This window comes from Parvularcula sp. IMCC14364 (assembly GCF_030758415.1).
Taxonomy (GTDB): domain Bacteria; phylum Pseudomonadota; class Alphaproteobacteria; order Caulobacterales; family Parvularculaceae; genus Aquisalinus.
On the sequence record NZ_CP132334.1, the window covers coordinates 417799 to 440050 of the forward strand.

Genomic DNA, 22252 nt, shown 5'->3' on the forward strand with positions numbered 1-22252 from the left:
TTTTTACACGCCGCATACAACCCTGATTCTGGGCGAGGGCAGAGAACATGCTGCTGATCTGCCCATCTTGTTCTACACATTATGAAGTTGCGCCTGACAGGATTCCGTCTGATGGCCGGTCTGTCAAATGTGCTTCCTGTGATCATGTCTGGAATGCGGGCGCTGCGCCGCAGGCTGCATCGGCATCTTCAGGACCGCGCAATGGTTCTGAGTCCCATGTGACAGGCAGAACCCCCTTTTCCCGCCCGCTCAGCACGGCACGCGGCGGCGCTGCACTGGCGGCCCTTTTTGATCATCACGATCTTGCCGAAGAAGAGCAGATCATTGAAGGAAAATGTGAGCCTGTATCGAATGTCCGGGCGCTGGTGACCATTGACCAGCAACTGGAAGAGGCGCTCGGCTCTGGCCAGATAGCGCGCCTGATAGAGCAGCAAAAATCCGGCGAAGCTGTAGCTTCCCCGTTTCACGATGAGCTTTCTGCCCTGAAACAGGAGAACCCGGCGCTTGAGTCCCTGTTGCAAAACAGTCAGCAGGCGTCTTTCCGGCCTGATCAGGGGGGGGGGCATCAGCGTGGGCCGCTTTCCGGTGCCGCGGCAGGTCTGGTTGCTGTCATCAGCAGAATAGGGGTGCTCTTCGACACGCATATTGCAGAGCGCTTTTTTGATCGGGCCGGCCCTGTTGGCAAGGTTGTGACGCCCGGCGACCTGAAGGTATCTGAATGGCGCCACCAACAGCGCCGCAAAGCCCTGAACAAACTCACGCCGCTGCGGCTGCTGGGCTGGACCCTGTGGGCGAATGCTTGTGTTGCGCTGGGGGCAGGCCCCGTGGTCTGGCGCGATAATATTATGACCATCTGGCCTGAAACGACGGGCTTTTACGCCGCTGCCGGTCTGGCAGACGGGATTGACCCGGTTGCGGTGGTCAATACAGATTTTCGCTACGCTCTGTCAGATCAGGGCGCTGTGATCGAATTGACAGGGTCACTGCAACACCAGGGGGACACACCCTTGAGAACACCGCTGATTCGCGCGGAAGCTCGCGGCGAGGGCGGAGAAGTGCTCACAACCTGGGTCTTCCGGCCTTCCGGCCCGCGTCAGATGCTGCCCCAGATGGAGGTGCCATTCATGACGCGCAGTCTTGCGCCGGAAGGCACGGCCCGGATTGCTGTCAGTATTGTGTCTGAAAAAGACCGTGTGCTGATTGAGCAGGCAACTGGCGCACAGGTATTGCAGGAAGGGGAGGATGGACAATCGTTCTATCTTCAGCGTACCACATCAGGCTGGAACAGCACTGACGAGGTATCCGCGCCTGCGCCGCGCCAGCAGGAGCGATGAAGGGCCCATGAAGACACTCTATTCAGAAGCTGATATTGCACGTCGCATCACGGCACTGGGTGAAGAAATCGCCGGGCATTATCAGGGCGCGTTTACGCTGGCCCCGATTCTCACAGGTGGATTTGTTCTGGGGGCTGATCTTGCCAGAGCAGTATACAGGGCAGGCGGCGATGCCAAGATCGATTTTCTTCAGCTTGCCAGCTATGGCACTGCCCAGACTTCTTCGGGCGTGGTCAAACTGATCAAGGATTTCAACCGCCCGGTGGAAGGCGAGCGGATATTGCTGGTTGATGATGTGCTGGATTCGGGCCGCAGTCTGTATTTTGCCAGCAAGATGCTGGAAGATCGGGGCGCTGCTGATGTCAAGATCTGCGTCGCTGTGGACAAGAAGTCGAAACGTGCCGAGCAGGTCACAGCCGACTTCGTGGCGTTCGAGACCGACGCAGACGCCTTTCTGGTCGGGTACGGCATGGACAACGCGGAATTCAAGCGCGGCCTGCCGGATATTTGTCTGGTGGAATAAACCGCTCCGCTGACATCGCGGTGAGGGTTACCTCACCGCCTGCCACAGAGTTCAGCCTTAAAGCGCGCTCAGCAACTCATCGTTGAAGCTGGAAAGATAGTCGAAGGTGACAACGTCATTATTCACTGCAAAGCTTTCGCAGGCCATATTGGCAGAGTCCTTGAACTCCTGATAGTTGCCATACTGGGCTGCATTGCCAAAATGCCATGTCATGTCAGTCGTCAGAATTGACAGATCGTCGTCACTACCACTGAATTTACTGCGATATGCTGTAAACATGGTCTGTGCGTGTTCTTCGATCACTTCGCTATACGCTGTTTTCTGCTCGCTGAACTCCGCCATGGCTTTGAGGTCAGCCGCGTAGAAAGCGGTGCAGAGCGGTACAGCCTGAGACTTACCGGACTCTGTGAACGCATAGATACATTCGCCGTTATTCGCCACTGGCCACGCTTCATGCTCATAGTCATCAGCGGCAGCGGCACCAACCAGCGCAACCGATACAGCTGCAAAACTTGTGAAAACTTTCAACATACTAAACCTCCGCAAGGAACTAAGTGTCCCCATCATGCAGCCAGTACATTATCCGATTTTCCGGGGCGCTCAACCCTGCAAAATAACCTCTTTTCAGCCACATTTCGCTGAATGACAGGCAAAACAAGGATTTAGGTGGTTAATATGCCCGCAAAAAAAATCCAAAAAAAAGCCCGGCCCCGAGTAGACCCCGTGAGCCGGGCTGGATCAGATACTTCAGATCAGGAATCAGAAGTCATTACGCCAGAAAACGAGCAATGAGGTGTTGCCATACGATGCTTCGATCGTGTCGCTACCACTTGTAAATTCGACATCTTCGGTCGCAAAATAGCTTACCTCAGCGCCGATGACCGCTTGGGGTAACAATCCCCCAGTACAGGGTAAAAAACAACAGCCGGTGAGAGGCTCATTTTCCGGTGCTGCTTGTCGCGGCGGTTATTCTCAGGCTATCGTCAGCCCCAGCGGGCATGAAGCTCGATGGGGGTGGTATGATGCGCTATTTTTATGGTTTTATCGGTGTGCTGTTTTTACTGGTTGCCAGTCTTTATGTCGCCCACATCACCTCTCCCGATCCAACGCATAACCCGGCAAGTCTTGAGGACGAACCTCTGGAAGCCGGATTGGCCCCGATTGATCAGGCGATCACGCTTGCCCAGTATGAGACAGAAGCAGGCGCCATCGGCACACTTCTGGTGACTGATTTCGACGGGCAGAGTGTGAGGGGGATCGCTTTGACCGCGCTGGGCGCGCCGCTAACTACAGATCCTTTTGAAGCATTTGCGGCTGTTGATCTGGAAAATCTCTCTCTCCCAGCCTCCGGCGTGTTTGAGATGACGGTGCTGTCAATCAATGATGTTCTGCCATCAGGCCCGCGCGGCAACAGACATATTGGTATCGGCACGAATTTTCCGGAACACGCAGAAGAATCCTCCAGTGACGGTGTTTTCAACTTTCCGAAATTCGGGGCCGCCACGCCAGCAAGAACGCGCGTCAGTGCGCCAGCCGACGGTCTTTTGGATTATGAAGTGGAGCTGTGTGTGCGTTTTGACCGGCCGATCAGGTCGCTGGCGGATTTTGATGCGGCAGTGAAGGGATTGTTTCTGTGTGCGGACTTTACGGATCGGATTGCCCTTGTGCAATTGGCAGATCCCGACAATCTCGATTCCGGCTATGGATTCAGCGATGCGAAAAGCGGGGAAGGGTTCTTCCCCACAGGCCCTTTCCTGGTGATCCCGAAAGACCTGGCAGCGTTCGTGAAAGAAACCCGCATGACCACGACATATAATGGCGCGCCGCGCCAGGTAATGGCGCGCCGCGCCAGGATGCGCGCGGTGGCGAGATGACGCTTGATTTCCGGCAACTGACGGAGAAAGTGCTCGCTGATATGTCGGAAGAGCGATTTTATTATCAGGGTGAGTTCTACAGACTGGCCCCCAAGGGCCGCATCGACGCTGATATGGCGTTGTTCTCCGGCACTGGCGAGGGCGTGATTTTCACGGCGCCCGCCCGTCATGATTACACTGATATTATCCTCGGTTATCTCAAGCAGGGGGGGCCCTTTGGTGAGGCTGATCTCGACAGTTTCGGCAAGGAGAAATTTATCGAGAACGAACTGGCAGGCGGTCACTTCCTGCAACCGGGTGATACAGTGACATACCGGGCTTCAGGTCTTGGCGAGATTGTCGTTGGTGTAACAGATTAGGCTCAAAACCCAATCAGCGTGACCGGGATTGGCCCTTTCTTGCCGTAACGGCTCATCAAGTGAATGTCCGATTTCTGTTTGCAACGAGACTTAGCCAAGGCTCAGCGCCTTTTTGTCACTATATTTTCGAAGGGTCTTCCAGAATTGTCGATCCGGAAACGAGATGCTATGGTCTGCTTGAAGAGCGTGGGGCGAATCAATGGCGGGGAATAACACAGCTTCTACAGCGGCAGGCCGCACAGCGATCATCACGGTGCATGGGACGGGGGATACCGAGCCCGGGCCGGACGGCGAGAAATGGTGGCAGCGGGGCTCGGAGTTTTCAGGCTGGCTGATTGAGGAGTTATCGGCGCGGGGCATCGAAGCGGATATTCATCCGCTGATCTGGACGGGCGCCAATAGCGCCACGGCGCGGGAGGATGCGTCCCGGGCGCTTGATAGGCAAGTGCGCAAACTCGCCAAAGAGTACGACAATGTGCATGTGATCGGCCACAGCCATGGCGGCAATGTGGCCAACGAGGCGGCGGCGATGCTGAACTGGCGCGGCGGGCGTGCGGACGTAAGGGGCCCACGGGACCGGCTGCGCTCCATCACGACCGTCGGGACGCCGTTCTTCCAGTCGGCGGTCAGCAACGCCGAACGCTTCGGCGCTTACGGCTTCGGCCTGATGGCGTTGGTGAGTGCTGCGCTCATCGCGATCCTGATTGCTGCGCCGAAATGGCTGCTTGGCTTTCTCACCGGCGAGGTCTGGTACGTCGATGAGGCGGGCGTCGAGACCTTTCAGTCTGCGTTGTCGTCCTGGCTCACCGCCGTCGGCGTCGCGGGCCTTATTGCGCTGATCTTCATTGTGCCTATTGCCTGGCGGGGCCTGATGCGGATCAGGCGCGCTGGACGGCGGCGCCCGAAAGCCGGTCTGTTCTCCATCTGGCACCCCCTGGATGAAGCGATTTCTTTCCTGCAGCGGGTGGAGACGCTCCCCATTGAGCCGTTTGCGCGGGGGTCGCTCTGGCGCGGCTCGCGGACGGGCGGGGTCCTCTGGGGCGTTCGGGCGGTCTTCGTTCTGCCTATTCTGGGCCTGATGGCGCTGGCGGCAGATTGGGGCCTGTAACGCTTTCTCGATCAGAGCCCGGCATATCCGCCCTATGGGTTCGGCCCTGCGCCATTGGAAGCGATCGCGCAGCAGATGATCCTGTTCGGCGTCGCCGGCGCGCCCGTGGTGTTCGCTGCCGTCTATCTTCTCTATCGCGCCTTCGCCTTTGTCGTCCTTGAACAGCTTGGGCGAGGGCCGCTCAACCAGGCGGTCGGCGGCGCCATGAAAGGCATCGCCTTCGGCAGGGACGGCGACCACAATCCGGGAAACGTTTCATCGCGCTCCCATCGTTTCGGCACGACGCCACTCATTCTCGACGGCGAACTCGCCGAGCGGATGACCGAAGCATCTGAAGAGGCGGCGCAACGTCTGTTCAGGAAGTACCGATCCGGGGCGTTCAACGTCGACGCTGATCAGAACGAGGTGTTGAGGAAGATCGCCGAGGACGCGATGACGTGGGACGCGTTGATCCACACGACCTATTTCGATCACCGCGAACTCGCCGAAGCCATTGCGGACCACACCACCGAGCGGCTCGAAGGGGATGAAGAAGCGGATGACAACCTGATCGCACCGGCGAAAAAGCACGAAGGCGAGACGTGGGCTGCGACCCTCGCCCGGATCTCGCGCGGCTGGGCGGTCAGCCTTGGCGGCCTTGCTGTCGGTGTGGCGGCGCTTCTGGGCGCTGTTGCCTTCCTGGCGCTCAAAGCTGTGCCGATGGCCAATAATGATCACTTAGCGGACCAACGTGGCTTCATCCCGCCGCCAGCACCCTATGTAATAGGGGAGACTTTCAATGATTGCGACGTCTGTCCGGAATTGGTCGTTCTGCCGGGCGGGACGTTCTCGATGGGCTCGCCTAGCGGCGAACCAAAACGCAATCCCAACGAAGGCCCGATCCAGCGGGTGACCGTCCAGCCTTTTGCTGCCGGGCAGTATGAGGTCACCTTTTCGGAATGGGACGCCTGCGTCGCTGACGGTGGGTGCAATGGATATTCGCCATCAGATGAAGACTGGGGCCGCAGCGACCGCCCCGTCATCTTAGTTTCATGGCGCGATGCGCAGGCTTATATCGCTTGGCTCAACAGCAAGGTCGAAGGGGCGCCCTATCGCCTGCTGATGGAGCACGAATGGGAATATGCAGCGCGAGCGGGAACCACGACGCCGTACTGGTGGGGCGAAGAGGCGAGCGATGAATTTGCAAATTATGGCTGGAAAATTGGACGAACAATGCCGGTTGGCGGCTACCCGGCCAATCCGTTCGGTCTCCACGACATGCATGGCAATGTCTATGAATGGGTTCAGGATTGTTATCGGGGCAATCCGGGGCCGTCGCCCGATGTTTCTGAAGGCGTAGGTAATACGGAGTGTCCGCGGGCGCTTCGCGGCGGCTCGTGGAGCAGCGGTCTACTGGACCTTCGCTCGGCCTATCGCTACCGGGACAACTCAGCCGCCCGGGTCGTGACACTCGGCTTCCGGATTGCCAGGACGCTTGAGCCTTAGGGCTCAACCTTACACCTTGGGTCTTTTCCCCTTTACGGCTGGAAGGCCTTCGGCCTTCCAGCCGGGGTCTGGGGGCGTTAGCCCCCAGTGATTTTTGCTTTTCGTTGCCGGTTTCGGAATTTCAGAATATCGCCATGTGAAGTGGATCGGTTGGAGACGAACGTCCGAAAACGAGATTACACCAGACCATCCGCACCACCAACCTAGCGACTGATATTGGCGAATTCCGGTCGTTCTGATTGAGTCTGGACACTGGTACTCCCCCCAACCTTACAAAAAGTTACATTGCCCCTCTGTGACAAGTGTCGCATACCTGCGACAGGAAATGAGGGTCAAATGAAGCCATCACCAACAGAATATACCCTGCTGAAAGTCCTGTGGGCGAAAGGGCAGTTGAGCGCACGGGAAATTCATGAGGCAACAGCCAGTGAACTGGACTGGTCATTTTCCTCAACCCGCAAGACCCTCGAGCGCATGGCGGAAAAGGGGCTGGTTGCCACGTCTGAAGCCCATGGGGTGAAAGTCTTTCAACCCGGTATCAGCAAGTTGAAAACAATCGCCGGCATGATGAAGGATTTCACCGCGCGCGTGTTGGAAATTGACGGCTCCCTCCCGGTGACTGCATTTTCGGACAGCAAGATTCTGTCAGCCGACGAACTCAAGGAACTGGAAGAGCTATTGAAAGAGGAGGCGGGAGAATGACGCTTCTGGTCGCTGCTATTGTCTTCACACTTGTCTGGTCAGCATTGATCTGGGGATGCGCGACGTCTGATGCGCGCAGCAACACCTCTTATGCGAACTGGCCAGCTTACTGGCGGGTGAATGCGATTGTCGCCTGCCTGCCGGCATTGGCGATATTTGCCTTCGCAGCATTACCGGCCGGCACATTGCCGGATATCTCCGGCCTTTTGTCGCTTGCAGGGGCAAACCCGGAAAAAGCACCCAAGGCGCTTGCGGCATTGCCCGCCATGGATGTGGCCGCCGTGACGGGGCAGAGCATTTTGCCGCCGATGCTGCGCAGTGTCACAATGATATATGCTCTGGGTGCAGCTTTTTTCCTGTTTCAGTTCGTCTTGGGCAAGCTGAAGACAGGGCATATCATCCGGGAAGCGACTTATGATGCCACCCGTGACCTGTGGGTGACTGATCGCCCCATGTCACCTTTCGCAGTTGGTGGTTTGCACCCGAAAGTGGTTTTTCCGGACAATCTGCTTGCGGCTCTGACACAAGATCAGATTGACATGGTGCTGCGTCATGAGCGTGCGCATATCACTCATAAAGATCCTCTCTGGGCAGATTTTTTCTATCTCCTGCAGGCCCTGTTCTGGTTCAGCCCTTTTGTCCGGGATCTGATCAAGCGCTGGCAGCTGGCGGTAGAGTTGCGCAGTGACACTGTTGCCCTTGCAGATGCTGCCCCTGAAGAACGCAAAAATTATGCGGAAAGCCTGCTGACAGCGATCCGTATTCCAGTTGAGGCTGCGCCATGCTCCGCCGCTGCCTTCTCACAAAAAAACCTGAGGAGCGAAAAAATGAGAATAAAAAATATCATAAATGGAGATTTTCACATGCAATCCACTCTAACAGGGTCGCTGCGCCTTCTGCTTGCAGCTTCCGTTCTTGGCCTAATCGGCTGTGCCAGTGCGGCAGGCGTTTCATCCGCAACAGCAGATGCCGGCCAAAAGGAAGAGGACGTCAATGTCTGGGTCCACAAGACCGGCGACCACGGTGAAGATCTGGATATCAAGAAAGAAGTCCACATCATGAAAATGGCCGATGGTGAGCGCATTGTCCTCGGTTATGAAGATCTGTCGGCAGAAGAACGTGCGCGTATTGATGAGCAACTCGCCCGTGCTGAAGAGAAGCTGGCCAAAGCCATGGCTGATATGGACATCTCCGAACTGGAAATGGAAGGCGCAGAGCAGGAAATCCGGCGCTCCGTCGAGATCAGGTTGCAGCATATCGAAAAAGATGGCGAGCGGCTGACGGAAGAAGAACGGTACGTCATCGAGAAACAAATACAAGAAGCTGCTGCTGAGATGGCCGAAGCCCGCATCGAGATTGAAATTGCTCGCGAAGAAATTCGTGAAGCCAGAGAAGAGGTGAGCGAGCAGCGTCGTGACCTCGCTGAGGAAAAATAACAGGCCTCTGAGTATAGCCCCCTTTACTTGAGGATAACCCCGAAGGGCCGGCACCATGCGTGTCGGCCTTTTTATTATTGTAGCGTCTTATTATTGCAGCGTCGGGGCTGCTTTATGCGCTTCTGCCGGTTGCGTGAGAAAGCGGCAATGTTATAAGCGCGCGAAATGTCCACCGGCGCCGCACTCATCCGCGCCTTTGAGAGAGCCCTTCTTATGAATATCCATGAATATCAGGCCAAGCAGTTGCTGAAACAATATGGCGCGCCGGTCGCCAATGGCGTCGTCGTCATGAATGCCGATGAGGCTGAGGCCAAGGCTGCCTCCATGGACGCCAATTTATACGTTGTAAAAGCACAAATTCACGCTGGCGGCCGTGGCAAGGGCAAGTTCAAGGAGCCGGAAGCCGGGGAAAAAGGCGGCGTCCGCCTTGCCAAGTCGGCCGCTGAAGCAGCCGAAGAGGCCCGCAAGATGCTTGGCTCAACGCTGGTAACCAAACAGACGGGCGATGCCGGCAAGGTCGTCAACCGCATTTATATCGAAGACGGGGCTGATATTGAGACAGAACTCTATCTGTCTGTTCTGGTCGATCGTGCGACATCCCGGGTTGCCTTCATCGCCTCCACAGAAGGTGGCATGGACATTGAGGAAGTTGCTGAAGAAACACCTGAAAAAATCCTGACCCGGAGCATTGATCCAGACGCTGGTGTCACCGATGCTGACAAGGATGAGCTGGTCAAGGCGCTAGGCCTTACGGGCGATGCCGTGCAGCAGGGCCGTGATCTGATGGGCATTCTTTATCAGGCATTTACCGAAAAAGACATGGACATGCTGGAGATCAACCCGCTGATCGTCATGACAGACGGCAATGTCCGCGTGCTCGATGCGAAAGTGAGCTTTGATTCCAATGCTGAATTCCGCCAGCCTGATCTGGAACAACTGCGCGACCCGACAGAAGAAGATCCGCTGGAAGCGCGCGCTGCAGAATTTGACCTGTCCTATGTGAACCTGGATGGCAATATCGGCTGTATGGTCAATGGCGCGGGACTTGCCATGTCCACCATGGACATCATCAAGCATTACGGGGCCGAGCCAGCCAACTTCCTCGATGTGGGCGGTGGGGCTTCGAAAGAAAACATCACGGAAGCCTTCAAGATCATTACGTCTGATGATGGCGTCAAAGGCATACTGATCAATATTTTCGGCGGCATCATGAAATGTGATGTGATCGCCGAGGGTACGCTGGCGGCCGTGAAGGAAGTTGGTCTCTCCGTGCCGCTGGTGGTGCGTCTTGAGGGCACCAATGTCGAACTCGGCAAGAAGATCATCAATGAAAGTGATCTCGATGTCATCGCTGCTGATGATCTCGATGATGCCGCCCGTAAAATTGTCGCCGCTGTGCAAGGCTAAGGAAGTTCAAACATGTCCATTCTCGTCAACAAAGACACTAAAGTCATCTGTCAGGGCCTGACCGGCAAGACAGGGACATTCCATACGGAACAAGCCATTGCCTATGGCACAAACATGGTTGGTGGCGTCGTGCCCGGCAAGGGCGGCCAGACCTGGACAGGCGGCGGCGTGGCAGACGGCAAAACCCTGCCGGTCTATAACACCGTGTCTGAAGCGCGTGAGGCGACCGGCGCAGATGCGTCCGTGATTTATGTACCGCCAAAATTTGCCGCAGCTTCCATCATCGAGGCGATCGATGCGGAAATCCCGCTGGTCTGTGTCATCACCGAAGGCATCCCGGTGCTGGATATGGTCAAGGTGAAGCGTCGCCTGCAGGATTCAGACACAAAGCTGATCGGGCCGAACTGCCCGGGCGTTATCACCCCCGATGAATGCAAGATCGGCATCATGCCAGGCCATATTCACCGCCGGGGCAATGTGGGTATCATCTCCCGGTCGGGCACACTGACCTATGAGGCCGTGCACCAGACCACACAGGCCGGTCTTGGCCAGTCAACCTGCGTTGGCATTGGCGGCGACCCGGTCAAGGGCATGGACTTTATCGAAGTGCTGGAAATGTTTCTGGCGGATGATGAAACCCATTCGATTATCATGATTGGTGAAATTGGCGGCTCTGCCGAGGCGGATGCGGCCAAATTCCTCGCCAGCAACAGCGTGAAAAAACCGACCGTTGGCTTCATTGCCGGTGTTACAGCACCGCCAGGGCGCCGGATGGGCCATGCCGGGGCGATTGTTTCGGGTGGTGACGACACAGCAGAAGCCAAGATCGAGGCCATGAAAACAGCCGGTATCGCGGTTTCCCCGACACCGGCAGCGCTTGGCTCAACCCTGGTTGAGTTGCTGAACGGATAATCGTTTACGTTCCGTTGCATGAAGTTATGCAACAAAACGGTTGCGCTGGTGGACAGTCGTTTTAAGTAACGTCTACTGTTGCATATCAATAACTTAAGAGGAGCGGTGTTCCTTGCCGCTTCGGATAACGGTAACGACACATGGCCCATGACGGCTCTCAGGGAGGGGCAGACAGCCTCTCACGCAATGCAGCCCTCCTAGAAACGACTTTTCTCTCTGGTGCGAATGCGCTCTATCTTGAGCAGCAACATGCGAAATATTCCCGCGACCCTGCTTCTGTAGACCCGGATCTGCGAGACTATTTTGATGCGCTGGATGATGACCCGGCCCTGATCAATCAGAAATCTGATGGACCAAGCTGGCAGGGGGCTGACTGGCCGCACCGTCCCGGTGATGAACTGACAGCCGCCCTTGATGGCAACTGGGCAGCGATCGAAGGCGTGCTTGAGAAGAAAATTGCCAAGGCCAAGCCGGAAGCCTCGCCAGAACAACTGCATGCCGCTACGCAGGAGTCGATCAAGGCCCTTATGCTCATCCGGGCCTATCGGGTGCGCGGGCATCTCAAGGCCGATCTGGATCCGCTGGGCCTGTCTGAAGAAAAATCCCACCCTGAACTTGAGATGGAAAGCTACGGCTTCACGGAAGCTGATCTCGACCGGGAAATTTTCATCGACCATGTGCTCGGGCTTGAATCTGCGACACTCCGGCAGATCATGGAAATTCTGGTCCGCACCTATTGCGGCACATTCGCGGTGGAGTTCATGCATATCACTGATCCGGCGCAGAAGGGCTGGATACAGGAGCGTATTGAGGGACCGGACAAGGATATTTCCTTCACGCAAAACGGCAAGGAAGCGATCCTCAAGAAACTGATTGAGACTGAAGGCTTCGAGAAATTTCTGGGCGTCAAATATACAGGCACCAAGCGTTTTGGCCTTGATGGTGGTGAGGCTATGGTGCCGGCGCTGGAGCAGGTCATCAAGCGGGGCGGCGCCCTGGGCGTGCGCGAAATCAATCTGGGGATGCCCCACCGGGGTCGCCTGAATGTGCTCGCCGCCGTGATGGGCAAGCCGTATCATCATATTTTCCACGAGTTTCAGGGCGGGTCCGTGACGCCGGATGTGGTTGAAGGCTCCGGTGATGTAAAATATCATCTTGGTGCGTCATCCGACCGTACTTTCGATGATAATTCCGTACACCTCTCCCTTGCCGCCAATCCGTCGCATCTTGAAGCGGTGAACCCTGTCGTGCTGGGCAAATGCCGCGCGAAGCAGGACTTAATTGACGCACCAGAGCTGAACGAAAAGCGTACCCATGTGATGCCTTTGCTACTGCATGGGGATGCGGCTTTTGCCGGGCAGGGTATTGTCGCGGAAGGTTTTGGCCTGACCGGCTTGACTGGCTATCGCACCGGCGGCACCATCCATTTCATCGTCAATAACCAGATCGGTTTTACTACAAGCCCGCAATTCTCCCGCTCTTCTCCGTATCCGTCAGATGTGGCGAAAATGGTCGAGGCGCCGATTTTCCACGTTAATGGGGATGACCCTGAAGCGGTGGTTTATGCTGCCAAGGTTGCCACAGAGTTCCGGATGGAATTCGGCATGGATGTGGTCATCGACATGATCTGCTATCGCCGTTTCGGCCATAATGAAGGGGACGAACCGTCATTCACGCAGCCCCTGATGTACAAGAAAATTTCCGGGCATCCAACAACCTGTGATCTGTACGCGAAGCGCCTGATTGATGAAGGCACCGTGACCCAGGACTGGGTTGACCGCGAACAGGCCGAGTTCCGCAGCTTCCTCGAAGAAGAATTTTCTGCCGGTGAGCAATTCAAACCCAACAAGGCGGACTGGCTGGATGGTAAATGGACAGGCTTCCAGTTACCGGAAGGGGATGACCGCCGGGGCGATACGGCTGTCGAGCCTGAGCGCTTGAAAGAGATCGGCAAGGTGCTGACGAAAGTGCCTGACGGGTTTGCCGCCCACAAGACGCTGCAACGCATCCTCAAGGCCAAGGCCAAAATGTTTGAGCAAGGGGAGAACTTCGACTGGGCCACAGCCGAGGCACTCGCCTATGGCTCGCTTCTGATGGAGGGTTACCGGGTCCGCCTGTCCGGGCAGGATTCGCGCCGGGGGACATTCTCCCAGCGTCATGCCAGCTTTGTCGATCAGACAACGGAAGACCGGTATGTGCCGCTGAACAATCTGTCAGAAGAGCAGGCCTTCTTTGAAGCTATCGACTCCAATCTGTCAGAATTTGCCGTGCTCGGTTTTGAGTATGGCTATTCAACAGCAGACCCGAATTGCCTTGTCATGTGGGAGGCGCAGTTTGGTGATTTTGCCAATGGCGCACAGGTAATCTTCGACCAGTTCATTTCTTCCGGTGAGCGCAAATGGCTGCGCATGTCCGGTCTGGTGCAACTGTTGCCACATGGCTATGAAGGGCAGGGGCCAGAGCACTCCTCCGCCCGGCTGGAGCGCTATCTTCAGGCATGTGCCCATGACAACCTGCAGGTGGCAAATTGTACAACGCCTGCGAATTATTTTCATATCCTGCGCCGGCAGATCAAACGGAATTTCCGCAAGCCGCTCGTGCTGATGACGCCAAAGTCACTGCTGCGACACAAAAAGGCTGTTTCTACGCTGGAAGAAATGAGCAGTGGATCGTCCTTTCACCGCGTCTTGTGGGATGACGCCGAATATCGGCCAGGGTCCACGGTGACATTATGCAAAGACAAGGATGTCAAACGTGTCGTACTCTGCTCCGGCAAGGTCTATTATGATCTTCTGGAGGAACGTGAGAAGCGGGGTATTGAAAATATATATCTGATGCGTGTTGAACAATTCTATCCGTTCCCGGCACATTCCCTGATCAAGGAACTGAAGCGCTTCAAGAATGCAGAAATGATCTGGTGTCAGGAAGAGCCGAAGAATATGGGGGGGTGGACCTTCATGGACCCGAACCTGGAATGGACACTTGAACAGATCGGCGCAAAACACACCCGCGCGCGCTATGTCGGTCGCTCAGCGGCTGCGGCCCCGGCCACTGGTCTGATGCGACGCCATAATATCGAACTCGAGGCGTTTCTTGATGAAGCGCTCACCCTTGGAGATTAAAGAAAATGACGGAAATCCGTGTCCCTACACTTGGCGAGTCAGTCACCGAAGCAACTATTGGCCAGTGGCTGAAAAAGCAGGGTGAAACCGTCAAGGCTGATGAGCCGATTGTTGAGCTTGAAACAGACAAGGTGTCTGTTGAGGTGCCGGCGCCCGCTTCGGGTATTCTGAGTGTGATCAATGCGCAGGAAGGGGACACTGTAGAGCTGGATGCGCTTCTGGGCGAGATCGATGAAACCGGCGCAGGGCCGTCACCGGTCAAACCGGCTAACGGCAAGTCAGAACCAAAACCCGCCGCCAGCAATGGCAATGGTGCGGCGGGGGCTGACATTGAGGTGGTCGCCCCGTCTTCCGGCGAATCCGTCACTGAGGCAGATATCGGCGAATGGCTCGTCAAGGTTGGGGATCAGGTGAAAGTCGATGATCCGCTCGTCTCCCTGGAAACGGACAAGGCCAGCATGGATGTGCCGTCCCCTGTAGCGGGCATGGTCAAGGAACTGCGCGCGCAGGAAGGCGACACGGTTGCTGTTGGAGATGTGCTGGCGATCGTGACGGAAGGCGCTGGCGCAAGTGCTGGCGCTTCTGGTTCTGCTTCTGCGCCAGCCAAGTCGGCAACGCCTGCACCTGCCGCCACGACTGGTTCTGCTGATGCGGCAAAACTATCCCCCGCACCGCGCCGGGTCATTGCGGAAAATAATCTGGATGCAAACCGTATCGCCGGCACGGGCCGTGGCGGGCGCATCACAAAGGCTGATGCGCTGGCAGCTATTGGTACCGGGTCTTCGACAAAAGCGAGTGCGAAAGCGCCAGTTGTTCAGCGTGACCTTGAACCGACGGAAGAGCGCGTGAAGATGACACGCCTGCGTCAGACCATCGCACGCCGCCTGAAAGAAAGTCAGGACACAGCGGCGATGCTGACCACGTTCAATGATGTGGACATGACCGCTGTTATGGACGCGCGCAAACAGTACAAGGATCTTTTCCTGAAAAAGCACGGCGTGAAACTCGGCTTCATGTCTTTCTTTGTCAAAGCCTGTGTGGCCGCGCTGAAAGAAATTCCTGACGTGAATGCCGAAATAGAAGGCACCGACATTATCTACAAGAACCATTATGATGTTGGCATTGCTGTCGGCACGGAGAAAGGTCTTGTGGTGCCGGTGCTGCGCAATGCGGACCAGATGTCGCTCGCTGATATTGAAAAGCAGATTGTAGATTATGGCACTCGTGCACGCTCTGGCGACCTCAAGCTGGAAGAAATGCAGGGCGGTACATTCACGATCACCAATGGCGGCATCTATGGCTCGCTGCTGTCCACACCCATCCTGAATATGCCGCAGTCCGGTATTCTCGGTATGCACCGCATTGAGGAGCGTCCGGTCGTGGTCAATGGTCAGGTCGTTGTGCGCCCGATGATGTATCTCGCGCTTTCCTATGATCACCGCATCGTGGACGGCAAAGGCGCCGTAACTTTCCTCGTGCGCGCCAAGGAAAATCTGGAAGATCCGCAAAGGCTGCTTCTGGATCTGTAGGTGTGCGCCTCGCGTGCCTGCTGTTCCTTCTCCTGATCGCGCCATTAAGGGTCGCAGCGGGCGAGATATATGAAGCATATCCGGATAAGATTGATCCTGACGGAAGGTATCTTTTCTATGTGCACGGATTTATCGTCGAGGGAACTGACCCTTCGCCGGTGCATCCCACTTTCGGGCGCTATGATTTCCCTGAGATAAAACAGGCGCTTTCGGTTGGAGATATCAATCTCATCGCCTATCACCGGCGCGGCCGGGACAGACCCTGTCGCGCACGCGGCTGCACTTGCTCATGATGTACAGAACCTCATTGCCGAGGGCGTGCCGGCGAAAAACATCAGCATTGCCGGGTTCTCCCGCGGCGGATTTATTGCAGCGTATATGTCTCACCTGATTGGTGATGAGCCAGTCAATGTTGTGATCTTGGCTGGTTGCGCCGGCTGGGTGCAGGAGCGCCCGGATATACGCCTTCATGGTCGTGTACTGTCAATTTATGAAGTAACCGACTTTGTTGGCTCATGTGAGGAACTGGCAACGCGCAGCGCAGGCTTGTCTGAATATCGTGAGATTGCTGTCACGACAGGTAGATCTCATGGGGCGTTTTATACCCCTGACCCGGTGTGGGTTGAGCCGTTGCTCGCATGGATCAGCCACAAGGCTGAATAGTCGTGAAAGATAATTGATCTGCAGTTTTCGGGTGAAAAAAAAGAGCGGCCAGTAGGCCGCTCCTGTTATCATGTTATCCGCTAGTTCAGGCTGCCTGTGCGGATGATTTTGGTCCGGCCAAAAACCAGACGATCAGTCCGACAAGCGGGAATACCAGTACCAGCAATGTCCAGAGAACTTTTGCCAGCGGTGTTGCGCCGGAACCAATAATATTCATGATCGCCCATATGGCGACAACAAAATGCAGTATGGCGAGTAATGTGCCCATCGTTAATGTCCTTTGGTAACTGTTATACCCGAAGAAACACTATTGACTGCTTTTGGTTCCATAAAAGATCAATGCGCCGCGTCATGAACTTTCTTGGGTAGAAAAAATAGCGGCACTGTCATCAGTACCATGACGATCAATCCCGGAATGCCCACAATGCCGCGCAGGAAAACATCATCCGTCACCAGCACAAAAAGCGTCATGGGGGCGACAGCATTGAGCACACCGTGAAAAATTGACCCGGCGAAGACAGAGCCTGACCGGTCGCGCAGATATCCCATCCACGGTGACAGCATCAGGCAGAAGCCCACCATCATGATCGGACCAAGCACCGGTTCACCTGGATAATTATGGCCATGCACAATAATTGGTGCGTGCCACAGCCCCCAGGCAAGACCGGTGAAGAGGGCGGCAGACCAGAAACCGCCAGGCCGAAATACCGACCAGAGATAGCCGCGCCAGCCAAGCTCTTCGGACAATGTGGCAATACCGTTGATCAAAGCGCCGGTCAGGGCAGAAAGCAGGAGAACCACTAGAAATGGCGGCATCGAGTCCAGCGCGGTGGCCGCCTGTTCTTCACCCAGCTGGCTTTCCAGCACTGGCCGTATGCCGTCAGCATAGCTCTGCGTCTCGACGCCATTGAAAAAAGGTGACAGCCAGGTTGCAGCCAGTATGGCGAGGGCTGGTACGAGTATGGCAACCAGCCACCAGAGGGAAGGCATGAAGCGCAAGCCGAGCATCTTTTTCAGCGCGCCGCGATCAAACATCATCGCCGTAACAAGCGCTCCGATGGCCGGTCCGAACATATAGGCAAAGAGATAGATGACGTCTCCCGCCTTGAAGGTTTCACCGATAAGCCCGCCCATGCGCAGCGCATAGAACAGCCCCCAGCTATAGGTGCAGCTGATGAGAAGAAAAACGACTGATCTTTTTACCATGACAATACCTCCACGCGATTCTTTTATTCGTTAATTCGCAAAAAAGCAAAATATAAATCCAGACCCCGCTGAAAGGCCGCGCCGGTTGACCTTGCCGTGGCAAGGGGGCTAAGGCCCTGACACCCTGTAACCCACGTCTGATCAAGGATTTCTCGACATGGCTTCTTCTTTCGACATTGTTGTCATCGGTGGCGGCCCCGGTGGCTATAACGCGGCAATCCGGGCCGGGCAGCTTGGTCTGTCTGTCGCCTGTGTGGAGATGCGATCAACACAGAAATTCGGCGGCACCTGTCTGAATGTCGGCTGCATCCCGTCCAAGGCGTTGCTCCATGCATCAGAGCTTTACGAGGAAGCTTTGCAGAATTTCGAGGGTCTCGGCATCAAGTTCAGCGGTCTGAAGCTGGACCTTCCACAGATGCTGAAACAGAAAGATGATGCCGTGGAAGGTCTGACGACCGGCATTGAATATCTGTTCAAGAAGAACAAGGTCACCGGCATTCTCGGGCGCGGCGAAATTACCGGCAAGGGCAAGGTAACGGTGCACAAGGAAGATGGCAGCACGCAGGAGTTGACAGCAAAAGACATCATCATTGCGACAGGCTCTGAGGTGATGCCGCTGCCGGGCGTGGAAATTGATGAAGAGCGCATTGTGTCGTCAACAGGTGCGCTTTCCCTGCCAGCTGTACCCAAGCATATGATCGTTGTCGGTGGGGGCATCATTGGTCTGGAACTGGGCTCTGTCTGGCGTCGCCTGGGCGCCAAAGTGACGGTGGTCGAGTTTCTGGACCGGATCATTCCGGGCATGGACGGGGAAGTCGCCAAGCAGTTCATGCGTATTCTGAAAAAGCAGGGCATGGATTTCAAACTGGGTCACAAAGTGACCGGCGTGGAGAAACTGAAAACCAAGCTCAAGGTATCCATCGAGCCTGCTAAAGGCGGTGATGCAGAAACCATCGACTGCGATACTGTTCTGGTCTCGATTGGCCGCCGCCCGTACACGCAAAGCCTTGGTCTTGAAAATGCAGGTGTACAGACGGACAAGCGCGGCTTTATCGAAACCGATCATTTCCGCACCTCGGCAGAGGGCATATGGGCGGTAGGTGACTGTATTCAAGGGCCAATGCTGGCCCACAAGGCAGAGGATGACGCCGTTGCCTGTGTCGAGTTGATTGCCGGCAAGGCAGGGCATGTGAATTACGACCTCGTGCCGGGTGTCATCTATTCCGCGCCGGAAGTCGCGTCAGTCGGCAAGACGGAAGAAGAGTTGAAAGAAGCAGGCATCGCGTACAAGACCGGTAAATTCCCGTTCATGGCCAACAGCCGGGCCAAAACAAATCATGACACGGATGGTTTTGTGAAAGTGCTTGCGCATAAGGAAACAGATGAGGTGCTGGGCGTGCATATCATTGGCACAGGGGCAGGGGAGCTGATCGCGGAAGTCTGTGTCGCCATGGAGTTTGGCGCTGCCTCGGAAGACATCGCCCGCACCTGTCACGCGCACCCGACCCGCTCGGAAGCTGTCCGTCAGGCAGCCATGGGCGTCGAGGGCTGGACCATGCAGGCGTGAGCGGAAAAATGATCTACGCCGTGACAAGAAGACTGTTCTTTATCGGCGCCGTGCTCGCGCTGGCGGCATGTACAAGCACGAAGGTCCCCACTGCTGACGGGGGCGATACCCTGACAGTGATATATCTCGTGCGCCACGCGGAGAAACAGACGGGCACTGATCCGTCTCTCACCGTCGCCGGGCAGGAAAGAGCAGCGCTCCTGGCGCGGGAGTTGTCAGACGCGGGACTCACACACATTCATTCAACTGAGTACAGGCGCACGCGCGAGACGGCGATGCCCGTTGCACAATTCACTGGTCTGCCAGTCAGCCTGTATGATCCGCGGGACCTGCCGGGCTTTGCCGCGCGCCTGACAGAAGAGCCGGGCACCCATCTTGTGGTTGGCCATTCCAACACGACACCAGCGCTGGTTGCGGCACTGGGCGGTGAGCCCGGCACGCCGATCTATGAAAAAAGCGAATATGACCGGCTTTATGTCGTCACGATACCGGCGGAGGGCGCGGTCGCCACAGAGCTGCGGCGATATGGCGCAGCCTATATCCCGGAATAGCCACGTCTTCTCTCGACAGACAGGCGCTGTCAGCCGCATAGTGCGCCGAACAATGAGGATGCCACATGAGCGAACTATCACTGGGGTGGCCTGATCTTGTCGGCTTTGTCGGCGTCGCCTTCCTGCTCTCGTCCTATGCAGGCCTGCAATTTGGCAAGATTTCGGCTGAGGCACCTCTCTACTCTGTGCTTAATGCGCTTGCAGCTTTGCTGATTCTGTTCTCGCTGATCTTTTCCTTCAACGCCGCCAGCTTTGTGATCGAGCTATTCTGGCTGATCATCAGTCTGGTCGGTCTTGTGCGGTCACTTCGCAAACGGGCAAAAGAATCAGAATAATCAATGGCTTGTGCCAATAACCTGACGTATTTTTGTGACCATCGCAGCGGCAGCATCTGGGGTGTAGGCCTCGCGCGTGCCAAAACCGATGGCGCTATCCGGCCAGGCCGGGTCTGTCTGGTTGCGGGCAACTATATGGATGTGCAGTTGCGGCACCATGTTGCCGAAGGCGGCGATGTTGATCTTGTCGCAGCCTGTTGCCTGCTTCAACATCCGGGAGATCAGGCTTATTTCCTGATAACAGATGGACTGATCCTCCTGCTTCAGGTCAAAAATTTCCGTGGCATCCCGTCTCTGGGGCACCAGCACCAGCCACGGGAAGCGGCAGTCATTCATCAGACGTATCTGGCATAATGCCAGCTTTGCAACATTGATCGTGTCTGCCTCAATCCGGGCATCCAGAAAAAACTTATGGGCCTGCCTTTGGGCGCTCATATAATGACATTTCCTCATCCGGGAGGGCATCTGGCCGTAAACGGGCGTGCCCGGCTTTTATTTCACTTTGAGTGTGCTCAAAAAGTGGCATAGGGTGACAAAAATTTGTCTCATAGTTGATGAGGCGGGAAAACAACAATCTGGCCGTTCAGTGCCGGATAAAGAGGGTATTATGAGTGACACATCTACGGCAGGACCGCTTGACGGCGATAAAAGCTTTTTAGGCCACCCTAAAGGGCTGCAAACATTGTTCCTCACCGAGATGTGGGAGCGCATGAGTTATTACGGTATGCGTGGATTGCTGGTTTTATTCATGACGGCGACCATGGCTGAAGGCGGGCTGGCAATAAGTGTGGCTACAGCAACCGCAATTTACGGTCTTTATACAGCATCGGTTTATTTTATGGGCTTGCCGGGGGGGTGGATTGCTGACCGCATGATCGGTTCCCAAAAGGCCATCTGGTATGGCGGCATCATAATTATGTTCGGCCATATCGTACTGGCTATCCCTAGCGATAAAACTTTCTTTGTTGGTCTCATATTGGTTGTACTGGGTACAGGGTTGCTCAAGCCAAATATTTCTGCGGTGGTGGGGCAGCTTTATAGCGCCAAGGATGCACGGCGAGATTCCGGTTACGCACTTTATTACATGGGTATCAATATTGGTTCCTTCATTGGTTACACGGTGTGTGGCTGGTTGTATGAAAACCAGGGTGTCCACTGGGCGTTCGGTGCATCGGCGATCGGTATGGCCCTGGGCCTGATATATTTCTGGTTTACGAACAAAGATCTGAACGGTGCAGGCGAGGCGCCCAATTCACCTCTTTCATCAAGCGCCCAACGAAAAGGCTGGGGAGTGATCTGGGCCTTCCTGGCAGTTCTGGCGGCTGTGACCATCGCCATGTTGATGGGACTTTTTACCTTTGACCCGATTGCCTTGTCCAAAGTGACGGCTGTTATTTTTGTCGGAATATTCGTGCTGTATTTTTGCTGGGTGTATTTTGGCGGAAACCTTAGCGGGGTGGAGAAGAAAGGCATGTGGGCATTCCTCCTCGTTTGCATCGCCTCCACGTGTTTCTGGTCGGGATTTGAACAGGCAGGATCCTCCTTAAACCTGTTCGGGCAGGACTTTACTAACCGCATGATCGGTGATTTTGAAGTCCCGACGACATGGTTGCAAAACGTCAATCCGTTTTTCATCATAACGCTCACGCCATTTTTCGCAGCTTTCTGGATTTGGCTGGGTAAGCGCATGATGACGCCCGGATATGGGCTGAAAATGGGTGCCGGACTCATCATCATGGGGTTGGGCTTTGTCGTTATGATCTTTGCGGCCCAGGCAGCGTCTCAGGGGAAAGTTGCCATTTTCTGGCTGGTAATGACTTACTTTCTGCACACGGTGGGTGAGTTGACGCTCAGCCCGATTTCCTTGTCTGCGGTGAGTAAATTATCTCCACCAAGATTCCTGGGACAAATGATGGGTTTGTTCGTCCTGACCTATTCCATGGGAAATATCATCGCCGGACTTTTGGCGGGTGGCTTCGATCCTGAAAATGTTGCCGAGATGCCAGACCTCTTCCAGCTGATTGCAACTTTTGCAATTGGTGTCGGCGCCGTGGTGTTCCTTGTCGGGATGTTCACGAAAGGTTGGGAAAAGGAAATGGAAGACTCCAATGCTGCGCAAGAGGCGAGCACAAATTAGTC

21 protein-coding genes are annotated in these 22252 nt (G+C 55.7%); 17 read left to right on the plus strand and 4 right to left on the minus strand.

What is annotated here, in order from left to right:
- Positions 1–47 precede the first annotated feature (47 nt).
- Positions 48–1334: a zinc-ribbon domain-containing protein gene (locus tag RAL90_RS02030; protein WP_306252868.1), complete on the plus strand. Its 1287-nt coding sequence runs from the start codon at positions 48–50 to the stop codon at positions 1332–1334.
- Between the two features lie 7 nt (positions 1335–1341).
- Entirely contained in the window at positions 1342–1857 is a 516-nt protein-coding gene (locus RAL90_RS02035) for a phosphoribosyltransferase (RefSeq protein WP_306252869.1), read from the plus strand.
- 57 nt (positions 1858–1914) lie between these two features.
- Here RAL90_RS02035 and RAL90_RS02040 read toward each other — a convergent pair whose 3' ends face one another.
- Positions 1915–2388: a hypothetical protein gene (locus tag RAL90_RS02040; RefSeq protein ID WP_306252870.1), complete on the minus strand. Its 474-nt coding sequence runs from the start codon at positions 2386–2388 to the stop codon at positions 1915–1917.
- Positions 2389–2876: 488 nt separating this feature from the next.
- On the opposite strand from RAL90_RS02040, the gene RAL90_RS02045 reads away from it, so the two are divergent.
- From RAL90_RS02045 to RAL90_RS02095, 11 genes are all read left to right on the plus strand, one after another.
- Entirely contained in the window at positions 2877–3731 is an 855-nt protein-coding gene (locus RAL90_RS02045) for a fumarylacetoacetate hydrolase family protein (protein WP_306252871.1), read from the plus strand.
- Positions 3728–4090, plus strand: coding sequence for a hypothetical protein (locus tag RAL90_RS02050; RefSeq protein ID WP_306252872.1), 363 nt, complete (start codon positions 3728–3730; stop codon positions 4088–4090). The genes RAL90_RS02045 and RAL90_RS02050 overlap by 4 nt, the downstream gene beginning before the upstream one ends.
- Before the next feature lie 199 nt (positions 4091–4289).
- On the plus strand, positions 4290–5198 hold the full coding sequence (locus RAL90_RS02055; RefSeq protein WP_306252873.1) for a triacylglycerol lipase: 909 nt from the start codon (positions 4290–4292) through the stop codon (positions 5196–5198).
- 54 nt (positions 5199–5252) lie between these two features.
- Complete coding sequence (locus RAL90_RS02060; RefSeq protein ID WP_306252874.1) at positions 5253–6683, plus strand: formylglycine-generating enzyme family protein; 1431 nt, start codon at positions 5253–5255, stop codon at positions 6681–6683.
- A 336-nt stretch (positions 6684–7019) separates the two neighbouring features.
- Entirely contained in the window at positions 7020–7385 is a 366-nt protein-coding gene (locus RAL90_RS02065; protein WP_306252875.1) for a BlaI/MecI/CopY family transcriptional regulator, read from the plus strand.
- Positions 7382–8821: a M56 family metallopeptidase gene (locus tag RAL90_RS02070; protein WP_306252876.1), complete on the plus strand. Its 1440-nt coding sequence runs from the start codon at positions 7382–7384 to the stop codon at positions 8819–8821. Before RAL90_RS02065 ends, RAL90_RS02070 begins: the two co-directional genes overlap by 4 nt.
- Before the next feature lie 213 nt (positions 8822–9034).
- Complete coding sequence (gene sucC, locus RAL90_RS02075; RefSeq protein ID WP_306252877.1) at positions 9035–10228, plus strand: ADP-forming succinate--CoA ligase subunit beta; 1194 nt, start codon at positions 9035–9037, stop codon at positions 10226–10228.
- Positions 10229–10240: 12 nt separating this feature from the next.
- Positions 10241–11140 carry a succinate--CoA ligase subunit alpha gene (sucD, locus tag RAL90_RS02080; protein WP_306252878.1) on the plus strand — a complete coding sequence of 300 codons (900 nt, stop codon included), beginning with the start codon at positions 10241–10243 and terminating at the stop codon, positions 11138–11140.
- Between the two features lie 140 nt (positions 11141–11280).
- A complete protein-coding gene (locus RAL90_RS02085) occupies positions 11281–14262 on the plus strand; it encodes a 2-oxoglutarate dehydrogenase E1 component (RefSeq protein ID WP_306252879.1) in 2982 nt (993 codons plus the stop codon).
- A 5-nt stretch (positions 14263–14267) separates the two neighbouring features.
- On the plus strand, positions 14268–15791 hold the full coding sequence (odhB, locus tag RAL90_RS02090) for a 2-oxoglutarate dehydrogenase complex dihydrolipoyllysine-residue succinyltransferase (protein WP_306252880.1): 1524 nt from the start codon (positions 14268–14270) through the stop codon (positions 15789–15791).
- A gap of 213 nt (positions 15792–16004) precedes the next feature.
- Positions 16005–16454, plus strand: a complete 450-nt coding sequence (locus RAL90_RS02095) for a hypothetical protein (protein ID WP_306252881.1) — start codon at positions 16005–16007, stop codon at positions 16452–16454.
- An 85-nt stretch (positions 16455–16539) separates the two neighbouring features.
- Here the strand turns inward: RAL90_RS02095 and RAL90_RS02100 are convergent, their stop codons facing one another.
- Positions 16540–16722, minus strand: a complete 183-nt coding sequence (locus RAL90_RS02100) for a PLD nuclease N-terminal domain-containing protein (RefSeq protein WP_306252882.1) — start codon at positions 16720–16722, stop codon at positions 16540–16542.
- Between the two features lie 68 nt (positions 16723–16790).
- Positions 16791–17660 (minus strand): CPBP family intramembrane glutamic endopeptidase, encoded by an 870-nt coding sequence (locus tag RAL90_RS02105; RefSeq protein ID WP_306252883.1) that lies wholly within the window; start codon positions 17658–17660, stop codon positions 16791–16793.
- A gap of 157 nt (positions 17661–17817) precedes the next feature.
- On the opposite strand from RAL90_RS02105, the gene lpdA reads away from it, so the two are divergent.
- The 3 genes from lpdA (at position 17818) to RAL90_RS02120 (ending at position 20113) form a co-directional block, all read left to right on the plus strand.
- Positions 17818–19227, plus strand: a complete 1410-nt coding sequence (gene lpdA, locus RAL90_RS02110) for a dihydrolipoyl dehydrogenase (protein ID WP_306252884.1) — start codon at positions 17818–17820, stop codon at positions 19225–19227.
- Between the two features lie 20 nt (positions 19228–19247).
- Positions 19248–19778, plus strand: coding sequence for a histidine phosphatase family protein (locus tag RAL90_RS02115; RefSeq protein ID WP_306252885.1), 531 nt, complete (start codon positions 19248–19250; stop codon positions 19776–19778).
- Positions 19779–19843: 65 nt separating this feature from the next.
- The gene (locus tag RAL90_RS02120) at positions 19844–20113 is read left to right on the plus strand and encodes a hypothetical protein (RefSeq protein ID WP_306252886.1); all 270 of its coding nucleotides are present in this window, start codon (positions 19844–19846) and stop codon (positions 20111–20113) included.
- Here the strand turns inward: RAL90_RS02120 and RAL90_RS02125 are convergent, their stop codons facing one another.
- Positions 20114–20548 carry an HIT domain-containing protein gene (locus RAL90_RS02125; RefSeq protein ID WP_306252887.1) on the minus strand — a complete coding sequence of 145 codons (435 nt, stop codon included), beginning with the start codon at positions 20546–20548 and terminating at the stop codon, positions 20114–20116. It lies immediately after the preceding gene.
- Positions 20549–20720: 172 nt separating this feature from the next.
- Between RAL90_RS02125 and RAL90_RS02130 the strand changes: the two genes are divergently transcribed.
- Positions 20721–22250 carry a peptide MFS transporter gene (locus RAL90_RS02130; protein ID WP_306252888.1) on the plus strand — a complete coding sequence of 510 codons (1530 nt, stop codon included), beginning with the start codon at positions 20721–20723 and terminating at the stop codon, positions 22248–22250.
- Positions 22251–22252 lie beyond the last annotated feature (2 nt).